We start from the raw sequence: 16,877 nt of genomic DNA, 5'->3' as shown, positions 1-16,877 counted from the left end.
ACCGGAAGACCCGGACCGCCGCATACACGGAAAGACACGCTCAAATTAACTCGAAGCGATCAACCGTGGCGCGCGGGATACAGCCACGCGCCTGACGCGCGCCGCCGCGAAAGGGCCTCGGGGCGGGGGCGCACCGGCTGGGAGAATCGCCGCATGGCGGACGAGAGCACGGCATCCGGCGCCCCGGCGGGCGCCCCCGGAGAAGAAACCGGAAGAGGAAGAAGAGGAACCGGAAAGGGAAAGGGCCCGCTGGTGGTCGCGGCGGGCGTCATCGTCCAAGGGCGCCGCCTCCTGGTCGTCAGCAAGCGCGCCGCCCCGGACGTCTTCTACCTGCCCGGCGGAAAGCCCGACCCCGGCGAGACCCCCGAGGCGGCACTCACCCGTGAACTCGGGGAAGAACTGGGCGTACGGCCGGTGGCGCCGCGGTTGCTGATGCGCGTCGAGGCACGCGCGGCCCTGGAGGGCGTCCCCCTGCGGCTCACGGTCTTCACGACGGACATCGACGGCGTCCCGCGCCCGGCGGCCGAACTGGCGCACCTGCGGTGGATCACCGGCACCGGGGACGGCCTGCGGCTGTCGCCGGCACTCGGCGAGCACATCCTGCCCCGGCTGCGGGCGGACGGGCTCCTGGACTGACACCAGTCCGGTCCGGACCGGCGAGTGCCGGGGCGGCGCACGTCCGCTCCGGCGACGGCGACCACCACGGCGACGTCGAGGCGGCGCCGGCCGGCTACGAGAAGAGGATGTTCCCCCGCAGCGAGGTCTCCGCGTCCCTGTCCGTGCGAAGCGGCCGGCTGCTCTTCCGCGACGACGCGCCGCACGGCGTCCTGGAGCAGTTCGCCGCGCACGACGCCGCGTGAGACCGCGTGAGCGCGGGCTTTTACGGCGCGGCACCGCGTCGATCCGCGACGGGTGCGCACCCCGCCGGCCCCGCCGGCCCCGTCGGCCGTTCCTCCGGACGGTCAGCCGGAAGACCGGCCGCTCCGGCCGACGACGAAGACGAAGTCGCGGACCGCGAGCGCGGCCACCGGTGTGCGGCCGGCCAGGTATCCCAGCGGGCCGCGCGGGTCGGCGGTCAGCCGGGCGCGGCCCCAGGCCGGGCGCCCGCGCAGGTACAACGGCACCCTGCGGTGCGTGCCGTCCGCGGCCCGCTGCAGCAGGTACGCGCGTACGGCCGGCCGCCACGGCCACCGGAGCACGTCGCGGTCGTAGACGCCCGTGGCGTCGGCCTCGCCCGTCTCGGGATCCCGGGTCGTGGCACGCAGCCGGGTCAGTACGCCACCGCGCCCCGGGGGCGTACCGACCGGGGTGAAGGTGATCTCGGCCGGTTCCTTGGGCACCGCCCACAGCGCGCGCCCGCCGGCCCGGGACGGCTCGCTGTCCACCCAGGCCTGTACGGCGGTCGCGGCCACCGTGCGGCCGTGCCGCACGGGCAGCGCCACGAGCCACTCCCGGTAGGCGAGGACGCCTTCCGGCCGGTAGTCGGCCCAGAACAGCACGACCATCCGCCGGCCGGCCACCGACAGCGGGCGCGCGCCGTCGGGCAGCGGCCAGTGCGGCATCCGCGCGGCGGGAACCAGCCACAGCCCCGCGTACAGGTCACCGCGCAGGCGCCACGGCTCGGCGGGAAACTCCCCCTGCATGCCCTGCATGCCGTCCCTCCCCTTCCTCGCTCGTCCTTGATCGTCCTTGATCGTCCTCCCGCGAGTGATCCGGGGGCGAGGGGTCAATCCGGTCACCAGCGGGTGTCATCAGCGGGTGACCGTGCCCAGCGCGGCGCCGAGGCCGACGGCGCAGGCCAGCAGGGCGCAGGCGCCGGCGGCGTGGCGGCGCAGCAGGGCGCGGCGCAGGAGCGCGTAGCGGGCCTCGTACTCCCCCTGCAGTTGCTCCGCCCGGTGCACGATGGTGCGCAGCGTCTCCCGGGTGAGGTCCAGGCGCTGCTCGATGTAGTGGCGGGTGACCTCGTCGGCCTGGGCGGTGGTCAGCCAGGGCAGGCGTGCGCACAGGGCGGCGGCCTCGCGGCGGGCCTGGGCGTGGTGGGCGCGGGCCTGGAGGTAGCCCTCGGCCTGGGCGGCCAGGGCCTGGCCGGCCTCGCCGGGCGGGCGGCCGGTCCGGTCCCGGTTCATGGGCGGAGTCCGGGGCGGCCGGCGGGGTCGAAGGCGTCGCGGCGGCCGGCGTTCTCCTGCTGGTCGTAGTGGGCGATTTCGGGGTGGTGCAGGTCGAAGGCAGGGGATTCGGAGCGGATGCGGGGCAGGGTGAGGAAGTTGTGCCGCGGCGGCGGGCAGGAGGTGGCCCATTCCAGCGAGCGGCCGTAGCCCCAAGGGTCGTCGACGGTGATCCGCCGCCCGCTCCTGGCGGTCTTCGCCACGTTGTACAGGAACGGCAGGGTGGAGGCGCCCAGCAGGAAGGCGCCGATGGAGGAGACGGTGTTCAGCGCGGTGAAGCCGTCGGCGGCCAGGTAGTCGGCGTAGCGGCGGGGCATGCCGATCGCGCCCAGCCAGTGCTGCACCAGGAAGGTGGTGTGGAAGCCGACGAACAGCGTCCAGAAATGGATCTTCTCCAGGCGCGCGTCGAGCATGGTGCCGGTCATCTTCGGCCACCAGAAGCTGAACCCGGCGAACATCGCGAACACGATGGTGCCGAACAGCACGTAGTGGAAGTGCGCCACCACGAAGTAGCTGTCGGTGACGTGCCAGTCCAGCGGCGGCGAGCCCAGGATCACCCCGGTCAGCCCGCCGAAGAGGAAGGTGACCAGGAAACCGGCCGCCCACAGCATGGGCGGCTCGAAGGACAGCGAGCCGTGCCACAGGGTGCCGATCCAGTTGAAGAACTTCACCCCGGTGGGAATGGCGATCAGATAGGTCAGGAAGGAGAAGAACGGCAGCAGCACCGCCTGGGTGGCGAACATGTGGTGCGCCCACACCGTCATCGACAGCCCCGCGATGGCGATGGTGGCCCCCACCAGCCCCATGTAGCCGAAGATCGGCTTGCGGGCGAAGACCGGGATCACCTCGCTGATCACCCCGAAGAACGGCAGCGCCAGGATGTAGACCTCCGGATGGCCGAAGAACCAGAACAGGTGCTGCCACAAGATCGCCCCGCCGTACTGGGCGTCGAAGACGTGCGCGCCGAACTTGCGGTCCGCTTCCAGCACCAGCAGCGCCGCCGCCAGAACGGGGAAGGCCAGCAGCACCAGCAGCGAGGTCAGCAGCACGTTCCAGGTGAAGATCGGCAGCCGGAACATCGTCATCCCCGGCGCCCGCATGCAGATGATCGTGGTCAAGAAGTTGACCGAGCCCAGGATGGTGCCGAACCCCGCCAGCGCCAACCCCATGATCCACAAATCGGCGCCCTCGAACGGCGCGCGCACCGGCCCGGACAGCGGCGTGTAGGCCGTCCAGCCGAAGTCCGCCGCCCCCTGGGGGGTGAGGAAACTGCCCAGCACGATCAGCCCGCCCAGCACGAACAGCCAGTACGACAGCATGTTCAGCCGCGGAAAGGCCACATCCGGCGACCCGATCTGCAACGGCATGACCGCGTTGGCGAACCCCGCGAACGTCGGTGTGGCGAACAGCAGCAGCATGATCGTGCCGTGCATCGTGAACGCCTGGTTGTACTGCTCCGTCGACATCAGCTGCAGCCCCGGCCGCGCCAGCTCCGCCCGCAACGCCATCGCCAGCACCCCGCCGATCAGGAAGAACACGAACGACGTGATCAGGTACAGGTGCCCGATCCTCTTGTGATCCGTCGTCGTGATCCAGGAGACGATCACCTGTCCCCGGCTGCGGCGCTCCGCCACCGGTACGGGGGAGACGGGCTCGGTCGCGTGTGTGGCCATCGGCTTCCTCGTTCGGTACCCGCCGCGCAGCCGGAGCGGCGCCCGCCGGAAGGCGAGCACCGCTCCGCCAGGCCGTCGGGCGGTGCGTAATCAGATCGAGGCAACCCAACCCTGTTGCGCGGCCGCCGTCGTGCCGACACCGGGCGTCAGGGGCCCACACGGCTGTTTCTTCTGCCCGTCCGGGTGGTTTTCCGTGTCGTGCGGGGCGGTCGGCCGCCCGCCCGCCACGGCCGGTGCTCAGCGGGTGTTCGGCTTGCGGTGCGGCGGCTGCTCCGGGGTCGGCAGGGGCTTGACCGGGGGGACGGGCAGGGTGGTCGGGGCGCCGGTGGTGAGGGTGACCGGGTCGCCGTGGTGGCGGATCGTCAGGGACGGTCCGGACAGCAGGACGTAGGTGGCGCTCTCCTGCTGTATCTCCACGCGCAGGCAGCGGCCGCGGAACTGCAGGTTGAAGGCGAGCCGGCGGAACTTCTCCGGCAGCCGGGGCGCGAACCGCACGGCGCCGTTGTCGCGGCGCATGCCCCCGAAGCCGGCCACCAGCGCGATCCAGGTGCCGGCCAGCGAGGCGATGTGCAGTCCGTCGCGCGTGTTGTGCTCCAGGTCCTTCAAATCCATCAGCGCCGCTTCGACGGTGTAGTCGTAGGCGAGCCGCAGATGGCCGGCCTGGGCGGCGATGACGGCCTGCACGCACGCCGAGAGGGAGGAGTCCCGCACGGTCAGCGGCTCGTAGTAGGCGAAGTTGCGGGCGATGTGCTCGTCGTCGAAGAAGTCGGGGCAGGCGAACATGGCCAGCACCAGGTCCGCCTGCTTGACCACCTGCTTGCGGTACAGGTCGAAGTAGGGGAAGTGCAGCATCAGCGGGTACTGGTCGGCCCGGGTGCGCGCGAAGTCCCAGCGCTGGTAGCGGGTGAAGCCGGCGTGCTGCTCGTGCACGCCGATCTCCTCGTTGTAGGGGATGTTCATCGCCTCGGCGGCGTCCCGCCAGGAGGCGCTCTCCTCCTCGTCGGCGCCGAGCTGCTCCGCCTGGAGCGGGTGGCGCTCGACGGCCTCGGCGGCGGCCAGCAGGTTCCGGCGGGCCATGAGGTTGGTGTACGTGTTGTCGTCCGCGAGCGCGCTGTACTCGTCGGGGCCGGTGACGCCGTCGATGTGGAAGGCGCCCCGGTGGTCGTGGTGGCCCAGGGAGCGCCACAGGCGGGCGGTCTCCACCAGCAGCTCCACGCCGGTGTCGCGTTCGAACTCCTCGTCGCCGGTGGCCGCGACGTACCGGACGACGGCGTCGGCGATGTCGGCGTTGACGTGGAAGGCGGCCGTGCCCGCGGGCCAGTACGCCGAGCCCTCCTGGCCCTCGATGGTGCGCCAGGGGAACGCGGCGCCCTGCAGGCCGAGTTGGGCGGCGCGCTCGCGGGCGGCGGGCAGGGTGCTCTGCCGCCAGCGCAGCGCCTCGGCCACCGCGTCGGGCGAGGTGTAGGTCAGCACGGGCAGTACGAACATCTCCGTGTCCCAGAAGGCGTGCCCGTCGTAGCCGGACCCGGTCAGGCCCTTGGCGGGGATGGCGCGCCGCTCGGCGCGGGCGCCGGCCTGCAGGACGTGGAAGAGGGCGAAGCGGACCGCCTGCTGGATCTCCTCGTCGCCGTCCACCTCGACGTCCGCGCGGGACCAGAAGTCGTCGAGGTAGGCGCGCTGCTCCGCCGCCAGGCCCGCCCAGCCGCCGCGTTTGGCGGCGGCCAGCGCGGCGTCCACCTGGTCGCTCATCGCGGGCAGGGAGCGGGTGCCGGACCAGCCGTGCGCGACGAGCTTCTCCACCCGCAGCCGCTCCCCCGGCTTCAGCACCGAGGTGACGGTGAGCCGGGCGACGTCCTCGGTGCACTCGACGCTGGTGTCGGTGCGCTCCGGGCCGAGGACGGTGTGGTCGGCGGCGACCGCGACGCGCAGGCCGCTGTGGCGGGTGCGGTGCACCAGGCGCAGCCGGTGGCCGGCGGAGAAGTGCTCCTCCGGTTCCAGGGGCGCCTGCAGGGCCTTGGCGGCGCGCGGGTCGCCGGCGGTCTCCGGCAGCTGCTCGTTGGCGACCAGCTCGGACTGGATCACCACGCGGGTCTCGGAGTGGTCGACGGCCTCGACCTCGTAGGCGATCGCGGCGATCGCGCGCTGGGTGAGGGAGACCAGCCGGGTGGAGCGCACCCGGATCCGGGACCCGGCCGGGGAGATCCACTCGCAGGTGCGCTCCAGGACGCCGTGGCGCAGGTCCAGGGTGCGCTCGTGGGCGACGAGCCGGCCGTAGCGCAGGTCGAACGGCTCGTCGTCGACGAGCAGCCGGATGATCTTGCCGTTGGTGATGTTGATGACCGTCTGGCCGGACTCGGGATAGCCGTAGCCGGCCTCCGCGTACGGCAGCGGGTGCAGTTCGTGGACGCCGTTGAGGTAGCTGCCGGGCAGGCCGTGCGGTTCGCCCTCGTCGAGGTTGCCGCGCCAGCCGACGTGCCCGTTGGACAGTGCGAAGACGGACTCGCTCTGCGCGAGGACGTCCAGGGCCAGTTCGGTCTCGCGCACGGTCCACGGCTCGACCGAGAACGCCCCCTGGGTGATCACTTGTCGCCTCCCAGTTCCGCCAGGTCGTTCACGACGACGTCGGCGCCGTGCCGGTAGAGGGCGTCGCGCTGGCCGACGCGGTCGACGCCGACGACGTAGCCGAAGCGGCCGGCCCGGCCGGCGTCCATGCCGGCCAGCGCGTCCTCGAAGACGGCCGCCTGCGCCGCCTCGACGCCCAGGTCGTGGGCGGCGGCCAGGAAGGTGTCGGGGTGCGGCTTGCCCGGGAGCTTGCGCTCGGCGGCGACGACGCCGTCGACGCGGACGTCGAAGAGGTGCTCGGCGTCGATGGAGCGCAGCACGTCGCGGGTGTTGGCGCTGGAGGACACGATCGCCGTCTTCAGCCCCTGGGCCCGGGCGGCCTCGATGTAGCGCAGGGTGCCCTCGTACGGTTCCACGCCCTGGGTGCGGATCCTCTCCAGCAGGAGCTGGTTCTTGCGGTTGCCCAGGCCGTGCACCGTCTGCGCGTCCGGTGGGTCGTCGGGTCCTCCCTCGGGCAGTTCGATGCCGCGGGAGGCGAGGAAGCTGCGCACCCCGTCGGCACGCGGGCGGCCGTCGACGTACTCGTCGTAGTCGGCGATCCTGTCGAACGGCCGGAAGTCCTCGCCCTCCCGCTCCCGCAGGAACGCGTCGAACGTCTCCTTCCAGGCGGCCGCGTGCACCACCGCCGTCCTGGTGACGACCCCGTCGAGGTCGAACAGGCAGGCCAGGATCCCGTCGGGCAGACCGAGCTTCGTCATACAGGCACCTTTCCCCGATCATCGGCTTCCAGCCGGTGTCGAGTGCCACATCCGTCGTCCTTACCAACCGGCGAGGTCCCGCCATATTCGACAACCGACGAAGCCCCGTCATCCTTACCAGCCGGCGAGATCCCGTCGTCCTTACCGGCTTACCGGCCGGTGGGGTCCCGTCGTCTCCGTCGGCCGACCGGGTCCCGCCCGTTCCGCCGCCCGGCCGGTGCCGTGCGGCCGGGGGATGGCACACTCGGCCGTGTGCCGCTGACCTTCGACGACCTCCTCGACCGCGCCCGCCGCCTCGCCGCCGGCCGGCGGCGGGCCCTCCTCGGCATCGCCGGCAGTCCCGGAGCGGGCAAGTCCACGCTCGCCGAGCACCTGGTGCGGGCCCTCAACGGCACGGGCGAGCCGTGGGTGGCGCACGTGCCGATGGACGGCTTCCACCTCGCCGACGCGGAGCTGGAGCGGCTGGGACGCCTGGACCGCAAGGGCGCGCCGGACACCTTCGACGCGGCCGGGTACGCGGCGCTGCTGCGCCGCCTGCGCGAGGACGCCGACGGCGAGACCGTGTACGCGCCGGGCTTCGAGCGGGTGCTGGAGCAGCCGCTCGCCGGCGCGATCCCGGTGCCGGCGTCGGCCCGGCTGGTGGTGACGGAGGGCAACTACCTCCTGCTGGACCACGGGCCGTGGGCGCGGGTGCGGCCGCTGCTGGACGAGGTGTGGTTCTGCGAGCTGGAGGAGCGGGAGCGCGTGCGCCGGCTGGTCGCCCGCCACGAGCGGTTCGGCAAGCCCCGCGACGCCGCGGTCGCCTGGGTGCACGGCAGCGACCGGCGCAACGCCGAACTGGTGGCCGCCACCCGGGACCGGGCCGACCTGCTGGTGCCGCCCACGGCGGTGCCGGACCCGTCCGAAGTGCCGGGCGCGGTCGGTTAGCCTGCGCGCGGGGGCCGGACGTCACCGTCCTGTGGTGGGCGCGTCACCGTCCTGACTGGCGCGTCACTGTCCTGGCGGTCGGCTGGACACGGCCTGAACAGGCGCCTCCCGAAAGGCGGTCGGAGCCGCTGGAGGAGGCGGCGCGGCCCGGCGAGCGGATCGGGGCGGCCGGATCGAGGCAGATGGATCGAGGCGGCCAGATCACGGCAGGCAGATCGAGGCGGCCGGGATGAACTTCCCGGGGCCGCGGGCCGTATCCGTGGGCACGGCGGAAGGTCTGCCGGTACGACTGGATGATGCGGTGACGTCGCCGGGGACCGCGGCCGGTGCCACGGCGGGCGTGGCGCCGGTTGCGGGTGCGCGCCCCGGGGCCGTGACCGCGGGGCGGACGATGGCGCACGAACGGCAGCAGGTCCTCGAACCGCAGGCGGGCCCCGGCGGCGGGCCACCCGGGCCGCGACGTTCCCTGCCCGCCCGCCTGCGCGCGGCGGCACGGCGGCGCCGCCGGTGGCTGGTGCCGCTCGTGGTGGCGGTACTGCTGGCCGAGACGGCGGCCGCGGCCCTCACCCAGGCGGCCCGGCAGACCCCCACCATCGACGAGCCGGTGTACGTCGGCACCGCGGCGAGCTACCTGCACGAGCACCGCCTGCGCTACAACCCCGAGCACCCGCCGCTGGGCAAGCTCGTCATCGCGGCCGGGGTCGCCGTCGCCCGCCCGCACTACGACGCGTCCTTCACCGGCGACCAGGGGCGGCTGGGCCGGCACCTGCTGTACGAGTCGGGCAACGACCCGTGGCGGGTGATGCTGTGGGCGCGGCTGCCGGTGATCGTGCTGACGCTGCTGTTCGGGCTGGTGGTGTTCGCCTTCGGCCGCGATCTGGCCGGGACCGCGGGCGGCCTGGCGGCCCTCGCCCTGTACGCCTTCTCCCCCGACGTCCTCGCGCACGGCGCGCTGGCCACGCTCGACGCGCCGGCCACGGGTTTCGCGCTGACCTCGGTGTGGCTGCTGTGGCGGGCGCGGCGCCGCCCCCGCCGGTACCTGCCGCTCGCCGGGGCCGCGCTGGGTGCGGCGGTGGCCACCAAGATGAGCATGCTCCCGGCCGTCCCCGTGGTGCTCCTGCTCACCGTGGTGTCGGTGGCGGCGGCCCGGGGCCGCGGACCGCGTGCCGCGCGGGGCCGGACGCTCGCCCTGGGCGCCGCGGCGGCGGCCGGGGTGGCGGCGGTCGCCGTCGCCGTCGTGTGGGCCTGCTACCTGGCCGTCGACCCGCGGTTGCGCTGGCGGCCCGAGCAGCCGGTGCCCGCCGTGCACGGCCCGCGGGCGCTGCTGGTCGACCTGCTGCCGCTGCCCCCGGCCTACCGGGACGGCATGCGGGTGCAGTTCGGCCTGGAGGACTACCCGTGGCAGGGCTACCTGTTCGGTCACCTGTACACCGGCTCGCGCTGGTACTACCTGCCGGCCGCGCTGCTGGTGAAGACGCCGCTCGGCCTGCTGGTGCTGGGCGCGGCCGGCGCCGTCGCGCTGTGCGCGGTACGGCGGCTGCGCCCGGCGGCGCCGTACGTGCTGCTGCCCGGGGCGGTGCTACTGACCGCGGCGATGCGCTCCTCCCGCGACTTCGGCACCCGCTACGCCCTGTTCGTGCCGATGCTGCTCGCGGTGGCCGCCGGCGCTCTGCTCGCCGTGCGCGGGCGGTGGCCGCGTCCCGCGGTCGCGGCGCTGACCGCGTTCGCGGCGGCCAGTTCCCTGGCGACGTACCCGTTCTATCTCCCGTACGCCAACGAGGCGTTCGGCGGCTCGGCCCGCACCCACCGGCTGCTGCACGACTCCAACGTCGACTGGGGCCAGGATCTCGGGCGGCTCGCCGACCGGCTGCGCGAGAAGTACCCGGGGCAGCGGATCTGGCTGGTGTACAAGGGCAGCGGCGTGCCCGCGTTCTACGGCATCCACGCCGCCGACCCGCGCACGGTCCCGCCGCGCCGGGTGCGCGGGGTGCTGGCGGTGTCCGACTCGGCGGCCGCCAAGGCCAGGGGGCGGCTGGCCGCGCTGCTGGCGACGAGCCGGCCGGTGGACGACGTGGGCCACTCCATCACGATCTACCGGCGCTGAGCCGACGAACGCTCCGCCCGGCCCGGGCACCGCGGGAGCGGCCGCGTCCCGCGGTCCGGCCGGGAACCCGGCCCGGCCGGGTCTGCCGTCCGCCGCGTACCGGCCCGCGGTTCATCCAGGCCTGCGGTCCGTCCAGGCCTGCGGTCCGTCCAGGTCCGCGGTCTGTCCGGGTCTGCGGTCTGTCCGGGTCTGCGGTCCCGTCCCGGCCCGCGGTCTGTCCGGGTCTGCGGTCTGTCCGGGTCTGCGGTCCCGTCCCGGCCCGCGGTCCGTCCGGGTCTGCGGCCCCGTCCCGGCCCGCGGTCCGTCCGGGTCTGCGGCCCCGTCCCGGCCCGCGGTCCGTCCGGGTCTGCGGCCCCGTCCCGGCCCGCGGTCCGTCCGGGTCTGCGGTCCCGTCCCGGCCCGCGGTCCGTCCGGGTCCTCGCCCCGTCGGCGGTGGTCCCGGTGGTCATCGCCCGGGTCGCCGGACCGGCCCAACCGGCCCCGCCCGCCCCGGAGTTCTCAGCGGCCCGCCCGCCCGGCCCCCGCGTCGGCCGGGGCGTCGAAGGCGGCGGCGCTCACGTGTGTCAGGACGCGACTGGTCACGCGGTAGCGGCCGTTGGGGACGCGGGCCGAGCGGGAGACGCGCACCGTCAGCGGGCCCGCCCACTCGTAGCCGTGGGCCTCGGCGTGCCGGGCCAGGCTGTCGGTGAGGGCCTGGCCCACCCGGCTGCCGTGGCGGGTCAGTTCGTCGTGCACGTAGTCGGCGAGCTCGACCTCGTAGGCGTTGGGCACCACCACCCGCGTCTCGCTGCACACGACGGCGTTGCCGTCGCACTCGCGGCACAGGGCCTCGACGAGTTCGACGGGCTCCTTGTCGGTGATCCGCGCCCAGAGCGCCTCCCACCGGCTCTCCAGGGCCTGTTCCAGCGCGCTCAGTGCGCTCATCGCCTGTCACCTGCCCGAATCGTCATTCCTCCGTGAAGTCCTCGGGGCGCACCTGCGCCTCTTCCAGTGCCTCGCGCAGGGTCCGGCCGGTGCCGCCCTGCGACTCCCGCTCCTCGCGCTGCTCGCGGCCCTCCGGGTCGTCCAGGAAGGCGTCGGTGGTGCCGGTCTTGGACCGGTTCTCCTCGGGGACGGTCATCGCTTGTCCGCTCCTCGCATCGGGGGACCCCGGGCCTGCGGCCGGGGCGTCTGTCGCTGCGGCGGGTTCCCGCACGGGGCGCGGGTATCCATCCGCCCGACCGTTCCGCCCGCCCGTTCCGCCCGCCCGTTCCGCTCGTCCTTCTCCGCCCTCCCTCCCCGTCCTTCCTCCCCATCGGTCCCGGCCGTCCGCTCCTCTATCCCCGGGCGCGGGACGGGTGGCCGGGACCGGCGCGCGGGCCCCTGGCCGCGCGGTGGGGGTGAGCTATGTTGAATCTCCGTGGGACATGAAGGAGGTGCCTGAAGTGCCATCGCCGCAGCAGGCTCGCGCACAGGCATCCGCGATCACCTCGGGAAAGACGGTTCCGGAAGCGGAGGCCGCGCCGACGTCCCAGCTCAGGGAGCTCTTCGACGGCCCCCACCTGTCCCCCGGGCAGCGCCGCATCGCCCAGTACCTGATCGAGAACATCGCCGAGGCCGCGTTCCTGTCGATCACCGAGCTCGCCGACCGGGTCGGGGTCAGCCAGCCCTCCGTGACCCGGTTCGCCGCCGCGGTCGGCTTCAGCGGCTACCCGGCGCTGCGGGAGAAGCTGCAGACCATCGCCCTGCGCACGCTGGCCGGCGGCCCCGGCGCCGACGAGGACCGGGCCAACGAGCTCCAGGCCGCCGTCGACGCCGAGATCGCCAACCTGGAGAACCTCCGCCGCGACCTCGCCGACCCCGGCCGCATCATCGACATCGGCCGCGCGCTGTCGGCGTCGATGCCGCTGACCGTGCTCGGCCTGCGCATCTCCGCCTCCCTCGCCGAGTACTTCGCCTACGCCGCCCGCCGCATCCACCCCGACGTGCGGCTGGTGACGCGGGGCGGTTCCGTCGCCTACGACGCGCTGCTGCAGTCCCGCGAGGCCGGCGGCACCTGGGTGCTGGCGTTCTCCATGCCGCGGCACGCGCAGGAGACGCTCGCCGCCGTGCGCGTGGCGCGGCACGCCGGGCTGCGGGTCGCCCTCGTCACCGACCTGGCGCTCGGCCCGGTGGCCGACGAGGCCGACGCCACCTTCGCCACCGGCACCGGCTCCCGCCTCGTCTTCGACTCCTACGCCGCGCCGGGCGTCCTGTGCGCCGCGCTGCTGCAGGCCATGACCGACGCCGATCCGGAGCGCACCCAGGCCCGGCTGGAGGAGTACGAACAGATCGCCGACCAGCACCAGTTCTTCCTGCGGGACTGACCCGCCGGCCCTCCGGACCCCGGCCACGCACCTCTGGACCCGGCCCGCCACACCTCCGGGCCCCGGCCACGCACCTGCGGATCCGATCCGCCGCGCGCGGACCGGTGGCGTCGTACCGATCTCAGATCCGCATGAATGTTTTCATACGTCTTGCAAAGCGGACGGCATATATAAATACTGCTCACGCGGTCCGGCCCACCGGAACCGCATCCGGCCCGCACCAGCCCGCCAGAAAGCCGACGGACCCGCCCATGCGCACCCCCGCTCCACCCGCCGCACGGGCCTCGTCCACCGCGCAGGGCTCCTGTGCGAACACCCCGAGCCCGGCTCGCCCACCCGCGACGGCGCCCGGGGCGTTCGGCCGGGCGGCGCCGCCGCGCCAGCCCGTGGCGGCCCCGGTCATCCCCTAGGCCGGGGCCGCCCGCCCCGTCGGACCACCCCACACGACGCCGCACACCGGAAGCGATGACCATGCCCCTGACGACCACGCGCATCAGCCCGGACTGGCCCTGCCAGGTCAAGACGCCCGGCAGCTACGACTGGGAGCGCTCGGCGGTCAGATGGCTGCGCGAGCTGGTCCCCGCGCGCTACGCCGGCTATCCGGCGTTCATCCGCCACCCCGTGCTGCTCGCCCGCCACGCCGAACTCCAGGTGCAGCAGGAGATCCGGGTCGCCCGCACCGCCCTGCAGACCGCCCGCGCCGACCTCCCCCGCCACGGCATGCCCGAGTCGGTCATCGAGCACACGATCAAGCTGTACGCGGCGGAGGTGCTGCAGCTGCAGCACATCGCGCGCAGCGTCCGCGCCGTCACCCGGGCCCTGGTGGAGAGCGGCGCCGGCCGCTGACCGCCGGCCGCCGCCGCGCGGGGCATGAGCCGGCGCCCGCGTGGCACACGGGGAAACCATGAGCACCCCCCACGCTCCCCGCGGCGAACCGGTCACCACCGTCTTCACCTGGCAGGTGCGGCCCGGCCACGAGGACGAGTTCCAGGAGTGGACGCACGGCATCACCCGCTGCGCGCGGCGCTTCCCCGGCAACGAGGGCATCGCCTGGCTGCGCCCGGAGGGCGGCCACCGCTTCCACGCGGTGCTGCGCTTCTCCGACCCCCACCGCCTCACCGCGTGGCTCGGCTCCGCCGAACGCGCCGAGTGGCACCGCAGGATCGAACCGGTCGCCACCGAGGTCAGCAGCGAGCGGCAGTCGACCACCGGCATGGAGACGTGGTTCAGCCTGCCCGGCACCACCGTGCAGTCCCCGCCGCGCTGGAAGATGGCGCTCACCACGTTCCTCGGCGCCTATCCCTTCACCCTGCTCGTCCAGTGGCTGGTCACCCCGCGCAGCATGGGCTGGCCTCTGCCTTTGCGGGCCGCCGTGTTCCCGGTGCTCCTGCTGCCCACGCTGACCTTCGCCGTGATGCCGCTGCTGAGCCGGCTGCTGTGGCACTGGCTGTATCCGTCGCCGGACCGCTGACGGCGATGCCGCCGCCCGCGTCCCACCGCCCGCGTCCCACCGGTCGCGTCCCACCGGTCGCGCGACGCCGCGGACCGGGGCACCGCCGCGGCCCGGACGGCGCCGCGGCCGGGGCGGCGCGTCCGGCGCTCCGGCGCTCCGGCGCATCCGGCACATCCGGCGCGGACCGTGGGTGGCCTCACTGCGAGAAACGGCGACGAGGCCGCGATCGAACGCAGCCGCATGTGCCATGCTCGTGGCGTGACGAGCGAGCCCGCGCTGCCCGCGGACTCCGGCGCCGTGCCCGACATGGCGGCGCCGGCGAAGGTCGTGGCCGGGCAGCGTGCCGAAACGGACCGGCTGCAGGATCTGGTCGCCACCTCGGCCGTCCTGGAGCGGGCCAAGGGTGCGCTGATGACGCTGACCGGGTGCTCGCCGAACGCGGCGTACGAGGAGCTGCTGCGGCGGGCCAGGGCGGGCGCCCGCACGCTGCTGGAGGAGTGCTGGATCACCCTCGGGTCCCTGACGCCCCCGTTCCTCGGCGGTGCGGCGTCGGAGACCCCCGTGGACGAGGCGGAGGAGGCGCCGCCCCGTCCGCCCGCGGCCCTGGACCGCGCGGACGCCGCCGTCCTCGCCCGCCTCGGCCTGGCCCTGGTCCACGTGGCCACCCCGCAGGACCTCGCCCGGCAGCTGCTGGAGCACCTCAGGCCGGCCGTGGCCGCGGACGCGGTGCTGATCTACCGGCGGCCGCCCTCGGGCGGGCTGGAACTGACCGGGTACGCCGGTGTCGAGGACACCCTCGCCGACCAGTGGCGCCGGATACCGCCGGTGAGCGGGATCGTCGCGCTGGACGTGCTCGCGACCCGCGAACCGCGCTGGCTGGAGGACGCCGGGCAGGACCGGAAGCGGTACCTGCTGATCGGCGACCCGCCCGACCGGTGGCGGGCGCGCGCCTGGCTGCCGGTGGTGACGGGTGACGTCGCCGACGTGGCGATCGGCGTGCTGCGCCGCCGCAGCGGGCCGTTCACGCCGCGCGCCCGGGAGCTGCTGCTGGCCGCCACCCGGCTCTGCGCGGGCCGGATCAGCGCCTTCGGCACGCGCCCGCGCCTGCCCGCGGGGGGCACCGGCACCGTCGTCCAGTCCCTCTTCGACGCCCTGCCGGGCACCACCCTGCTGCTCTCCCCGCTGCGCGCGCCGACCGGCGAGGTCGTCGACTACCGTATCGACGCGGCCACCCCCCACGCCGTGGACGTGGTCGGACGCGCCGGGCGGGAGCTGCTCGGCCTGCGCGTGCTGGAGTGCTGGCCGGCCATCGCCGGGAGCCCGCTGTGGCAGGGCTGGCTGACGGTGCTGGACACCGGCAAGCCGTACGAGGGCGAACCGTTCGCGCGGCAGGACGCCGCGGCCGGCGGCCGGGAGCTCGCCGCGTACTCGGTGCGCGCGGTCCGCCTGGAGGGCGGTGACGCGCTGGTGGTGACCTGGGTGCGGCACGACTCCTCCGACCGGCGGGAGCAGCGCCTGGCGGACCTGCAGCGGCTGGGCAACGTCGGCTGGGCGACCTGGAACCTCGCCACCCGCGAGATCACCTGGTCCTCGCAGGTGTACACGCTGTTCGACCGGGACCCGGCGCAGGGCCCGGCCGCCCTGGAGGAACTGGCGGGCCTCGCCCTGCCCGAGGACGCGCCGCAGCTCTCCGCCGCCGTGCACCGGCTCCTGACCGAGGGACGGCCCTTCGACGTGCCGTTCCGGATCCGGGCCCGTACGGCCGGCGGGGTACGGCATCTGCGGGCCGTCGCCGAGGTGGTGCCGGACGACCGGGGCACGCCGCTGGAGGTGCACGGCATCGTGCAGGACCTCACCGCGCAGCGCAGCGCGGAGCTGGCGCTGGTGGAGAGCGAGCGGGCGATCCTGGCGCAGCACGGCGTGCTGCAGGCGGAGCGCACGCTGGCCGGGCGGCTGCAGCACGCGCTGCTGCCGCTGCCGCGCCACCCGGTCGACCTGGCCGGGCTGCGGGTGGAGGTCGCCTACCTGCCCGCCCAGTCGGGCATCCACGTCGGCGGCGACTGGTTCAGCGCCATCCCGCTGCCCGACGGCGACGCCCTGTTCGTCGTCGGTGACGTCACCGGGCACGGCCTGGACGCCGTCGCCACGATGGCCCAGCTCCGCTTCACCGCCAAAGGCATGATCATCACCGGTTCGTCGCTGACGGACGCGCTGTCCCGGCTCAACACGCTGCTGCTGCACACCCGGGACAGCCACGCCAACGCGACCATGGTGCTGGCCCGCTACCACCCGGACGAGCGCCGGCTGCGGTGGGCGCAGGCGGGCCACCTCCCGCCGCTGCTGCTGCGCGACGGCCGCGCCCGCTACCTGGACCGCCCGCGCGGCGTGCTGCTGGGCGCCACGCCGTCCCCGGTGTTCGAGGAGGCTCAGGTGCGGCTGCGGGCCGGCGACCGGCTGCTGCTGTACACCGACGGGCTGGTCGAGCGGCCGGGCGAGGGCCTGGACGCCGGCCTGGACCGGCTCGCCGGGGCCGCCGCAGGCCCCGGCGACGGGCAGCACTCGCTCAGCCCGCTGCTCGCGGCGATGCTGGAGGGCGAGTGGCGCGACGACGTGTGCGTCGTGGACATCCGCGTCCCGGACACCGGCTAGGTTCCCCGGGTTCTGCATCTCCCCTCCCGCCGCCCGGAGTTCGGCGGTCGGTCCCGGCCGGGCGGCGGGAGGGCGGTCAGTCGTCGTCGCGGTGCCGGACGTACCAGACGGCTCCCACGACGAGGGCCAGGAGGAACACGGCCGGCAGCAGCAGGCCGGGGATGCGGGAGCCGCTCATGGGCACGGCCTTCGGTTCGGAGCGGCCGGCGCGGCACGGGCCCCGCCGGATCGGACACGGCTC

General features: G+C 74.5%; 14 protein-coding genes. 7 read left to right on the top strand and 7 right to left on the bottom strand.

Annotated elements, in window-relative coordinates; genetic code table 11:
* Nucleotides 1-153 precede the first annotated feature (153 nt).
* Nucleotides 154-636: an NUDIX hydrolase gene (locus IE225_RS11625; RefSeq protein WP_190057345.1), complete on the top strand. Its 483-nt coding sequence runs from the start codon at nt 154-156 to the stop codon at nt 634-636.
* A gap of 326 nt (nt 637-962) precedes the next feature.
* Here the strand turns inward: IE225_RS11625 and IE225_RS11620 are convergent, their stop codons facing one another.
* From IE225_RS11620 to IE225_RS11600, 5 genes are all read right to left on the bottom strand, one after another.
* The gene (locus IE225_RS11620) at nt 963-1,652 is read right to left on the bottom strand and encodes an acetoacetate decarboxylase family protein (RefSeq protein WP_190057344.1); all 690 of its coding nucleotides are present in this window, start codon (nt 1,650-1,652) and stop codon (nt 963-965) included.
* A gap of 99 nt (nt 1,653-1,751) precedes the next feature.
* Entirely contained in the window at nt 1,752-2,126 is a 375-nt protein-coding gene (locus IE225_RS11615; protein WP_190057343.1) for a hypothetical protein, read from the bottom strand.
* Nucleotides 2,123-3,838, bottom strand: a complete 1,716-nt coding sequence (gene ctaD, locus IE225_RS11610; RefSeq protein WP_190057342.1) for an aa3-type cytochrome oxidase subunit I — start codon at nt 3,836-3,838, stop codon at nt 2,123-2,125. The genes IE225_RS11615 and ctaD overlap by 4 nt, the downstream gene beginning before the upstream one ends.
* Before the next feature lie 237 nt (nt 3,839-4,075).
* The gene (locus IE225_RS11605; RefSeq protein WP_190057341.1) at nt 4,076-6,421 is read right to left on the bottom strand and encodes a glycoside hydrolase family 65 protein; all 2,346 of its coding nucleotides are present in this window, start codon (nt 6,419-6,421) and stop codon (nt 4,076-4,078) included.
* Complete coding sequence (locus IE225_RS11600; RefSeq protein WP_190057340.1) at nt 6,418-7,158, bottom strand: HAD family hydrolase; 741 nt, start codon at nt 7,156-7,158, stop codon at nt 6,418-6,420. Before IE225_RS11600 ends, IE225_RS11605 begins: the two co-directional genes overlap by 4 nt.
* A 252-nt stretch (nt 7,159-7,410) precedes the next feature.
* Here IE225_RS11600 and IE225_RS11595 point away from each other — a divergent pair, with 252 nt between their 5' ends.
* Nucleotides 7,411-8,085 (top strand): nucleoside/nucleotide kinase family protein, encoded by a 675-nt coding sequence (locus IE225_RS11595; protein WP_190057339.1) that lies wholly within the window; start codon nt 7,411-7,413, stop codon nt 8,083-8,085.
* A 391-nt stretch (nt 8,086-8,476) separates the two neighbouring features.
* The gene (locus IE225_RS11590) at nt 8,477-10,189 is read left to right on the top strand and encodes a phospholipid carrier-dependent glycosyltransferase (protein ID WP_229879436.1); all 1,713 of its coding nucleotides are present in this window, start codon (nt 8,477-8,479) and stop codon (nt 10,187-10,189) included.
* 498 nt (nt 10,190-10,687) lie between these two features.
* Here IE225_RS11590 and IE225_RS11585 read toward each other — a convergent pair whose 3' ends face one another.
* Nucleotides 10,688-11,113 (bottom strand): DUF3662 domain-containing protein, encoded by a 426-nt coding sequence (locus IE225_RS11585; RefSeq protein WP_190057337.1) that lies wholly within the window; start codon nt 11,111-11,113, stop codon nt 10,688-10,690.
* A 22-nt stretch (nt 11,114-11,135) separates the two neighbouring features.
* Nucleotides 11,136-11,309 (bottom strand): hypothetical protein, encoded by a 174-nt coding sequence (locus tag IE225_RS11580; protein WP_190057336.1) that lies wholly within the window; start codon nt 11,307-11,309, stop codon nt 11,136-11,138.
* A 304-nt stretch (nt 11,310-11,613) separates the two neighbouring features.
* Here IE225_RS11580 and IE225_RS11575 point away from each other — a divergent pair, with 304 nt between their 5' ends.
* The 4 genes from IE225_RS11575 to IE225_RS11560 all read left to right on the top strand — a co-directional run bounded on the left by IE225_RS11575 (nt 11,614) and on the right by IE225_RS11560 (nt 16,636).
* Entirely contained in the window at nt 11,614-12,534 is a 921-nt protein-coding gene (locus IE225_RS11575) for a MurR/RpiR family transcriptional regulator (RefSeq protein WP_190057335.1), read from the top strand.
* Nucleotides 12,535-12,999: 465 nt separating this feature from the next.
* On the top strand, nt 13,000-13,380 hold the full coding sequence (locus IE225_RS11570) for a hypothetical protein (protein ID WP_190057334.1): 381 nt from the start codon (nt 13,000-13,002) through the stop codon (nt 13,378-13,380).
* Between the two features lie 58 nt (nt 13,381-13,438).
* Nucleotides 13,439-14,005, top strand: coding sequence for an antibiotic biosynthesis monooxygenase (locus IE225_RS11565; protein ID WP_190057333.1), 567 nt, complete (start codon nt 13,439-13,441; stop codon nt 14,003-14,005).
* Nucleotides 14,006-14,293: 288 nt separating this feature from the next.
* On the top strand, nt 14,294-16,636 hold the full coding sequence (locus IE225_RS11560; RefSeq protein WP_190057371.1) for a SpoIIE family protein phosphatase: 2,343 nt from the start codon (nt 14,294-14,296) through the stop codon (nt 16,634-16,636).
* Nucleotides 16,637-16,877 lie beyond the last annotated feature (241 nt).

The sequence above is a fragment of the Streptomyces echinoruber genome, from assembly GCF_014651135.1.
Classification (GTDB): domain Bacteria; phylum Actinomycetota; class Actinomycetes; order Streptomycetales; family Streptomycetaceae; genus Streptomyces; species Streptomyces echinoruber.
This window is presented reverse-complemented; position numbering and strand designations above follow the sequence as displayed.

What these genes read in the sequence shown, in the direction of transcription:
- IE225_RS11625 (WP_190057345.1), top strand. Translation starts at nt 154, where the DNA reads ATGGCGGACGAGAGCACGGCATCCGGCGCCCCGGCGGGCGCCCCCGGA.
- IE225_RS11620 (WP_190057344.1), bottom strand. Translation starts at nt 1,652, where the DNA reads ATGCAGGGCATGCAGGGGGAGTTTCCCGCCGAGCCGTGGCGCCTGCGC.
- IE225_RS11615 (WP_190057343.1), bottom strand. Translation starts at nt 2,126, where the DNA reads ATGAACCGGGACCGGACCGGCCGCCCGCCCGGCGAGGCCGGCCAGGCC.
- ctaD (WP_190057342.1), bottom strand. Translation starts at nt 3,838, where the DNA reads ATGGCCACACACGCGACCGAGCCCGTCTCCCCCGTACCGGTGGCGGAG.
- IE225_RS11600 (WP_190057340.1), bottom strand. Translation starts at nt 7,158, where the DNA reads ATGACGAAGCTCGGTCTGCCCGACGGGATCCTGGCCTGCCTGTTCGAC.
- IE225_RS11590 (WP_229879436.1), top strand. Translation starts at nt 8,477, where the DNA reads ATGGCGCACGAACGGCAGCAGGTCCTCGAACCGCAGGCGGGCCCCGGC.
- IE225_RS11585 (WP_190057337.1), bottom strand. Translation starts at nt 11,113, where the DNA reads ATGAGCGCACTGAGCGCGCTGGAACAGGCCCTGGAGAGCCGGTGGGAG.
- IE225_RS11580 (WP_190057336.1), bottom strand. Translation starts at nt 11,309, where the DNA reads ATGACCGTCCCCGAGGAGAACCGGTCCAAGACCGGCACCACCGACGCC.
- IE225_RS11570 (WP_190057334.1), top strand. Translation starts at nt 13,000, where the DNA reads ATGACCATGCCCCTGACGACCACGCGCATCAGCCCGGACTGGCCCTGC.
- IE225_RS11565 (WP_190057333.1), top strand. Translation starts at nt 13,439, where the DNA reads ATGAGCACCCCCCACGCTCCCCGCGGCGAACCGGTCACCACCGTCTTC.
- IE225_RS11560 (WP_190057371.1), top strand. Translation starts at nt 14,294, where the DNA reads ATGGCGGCGCCGGCGAAGGTCGTGGCCGGGCAGCGTGCCGAAACGGAC.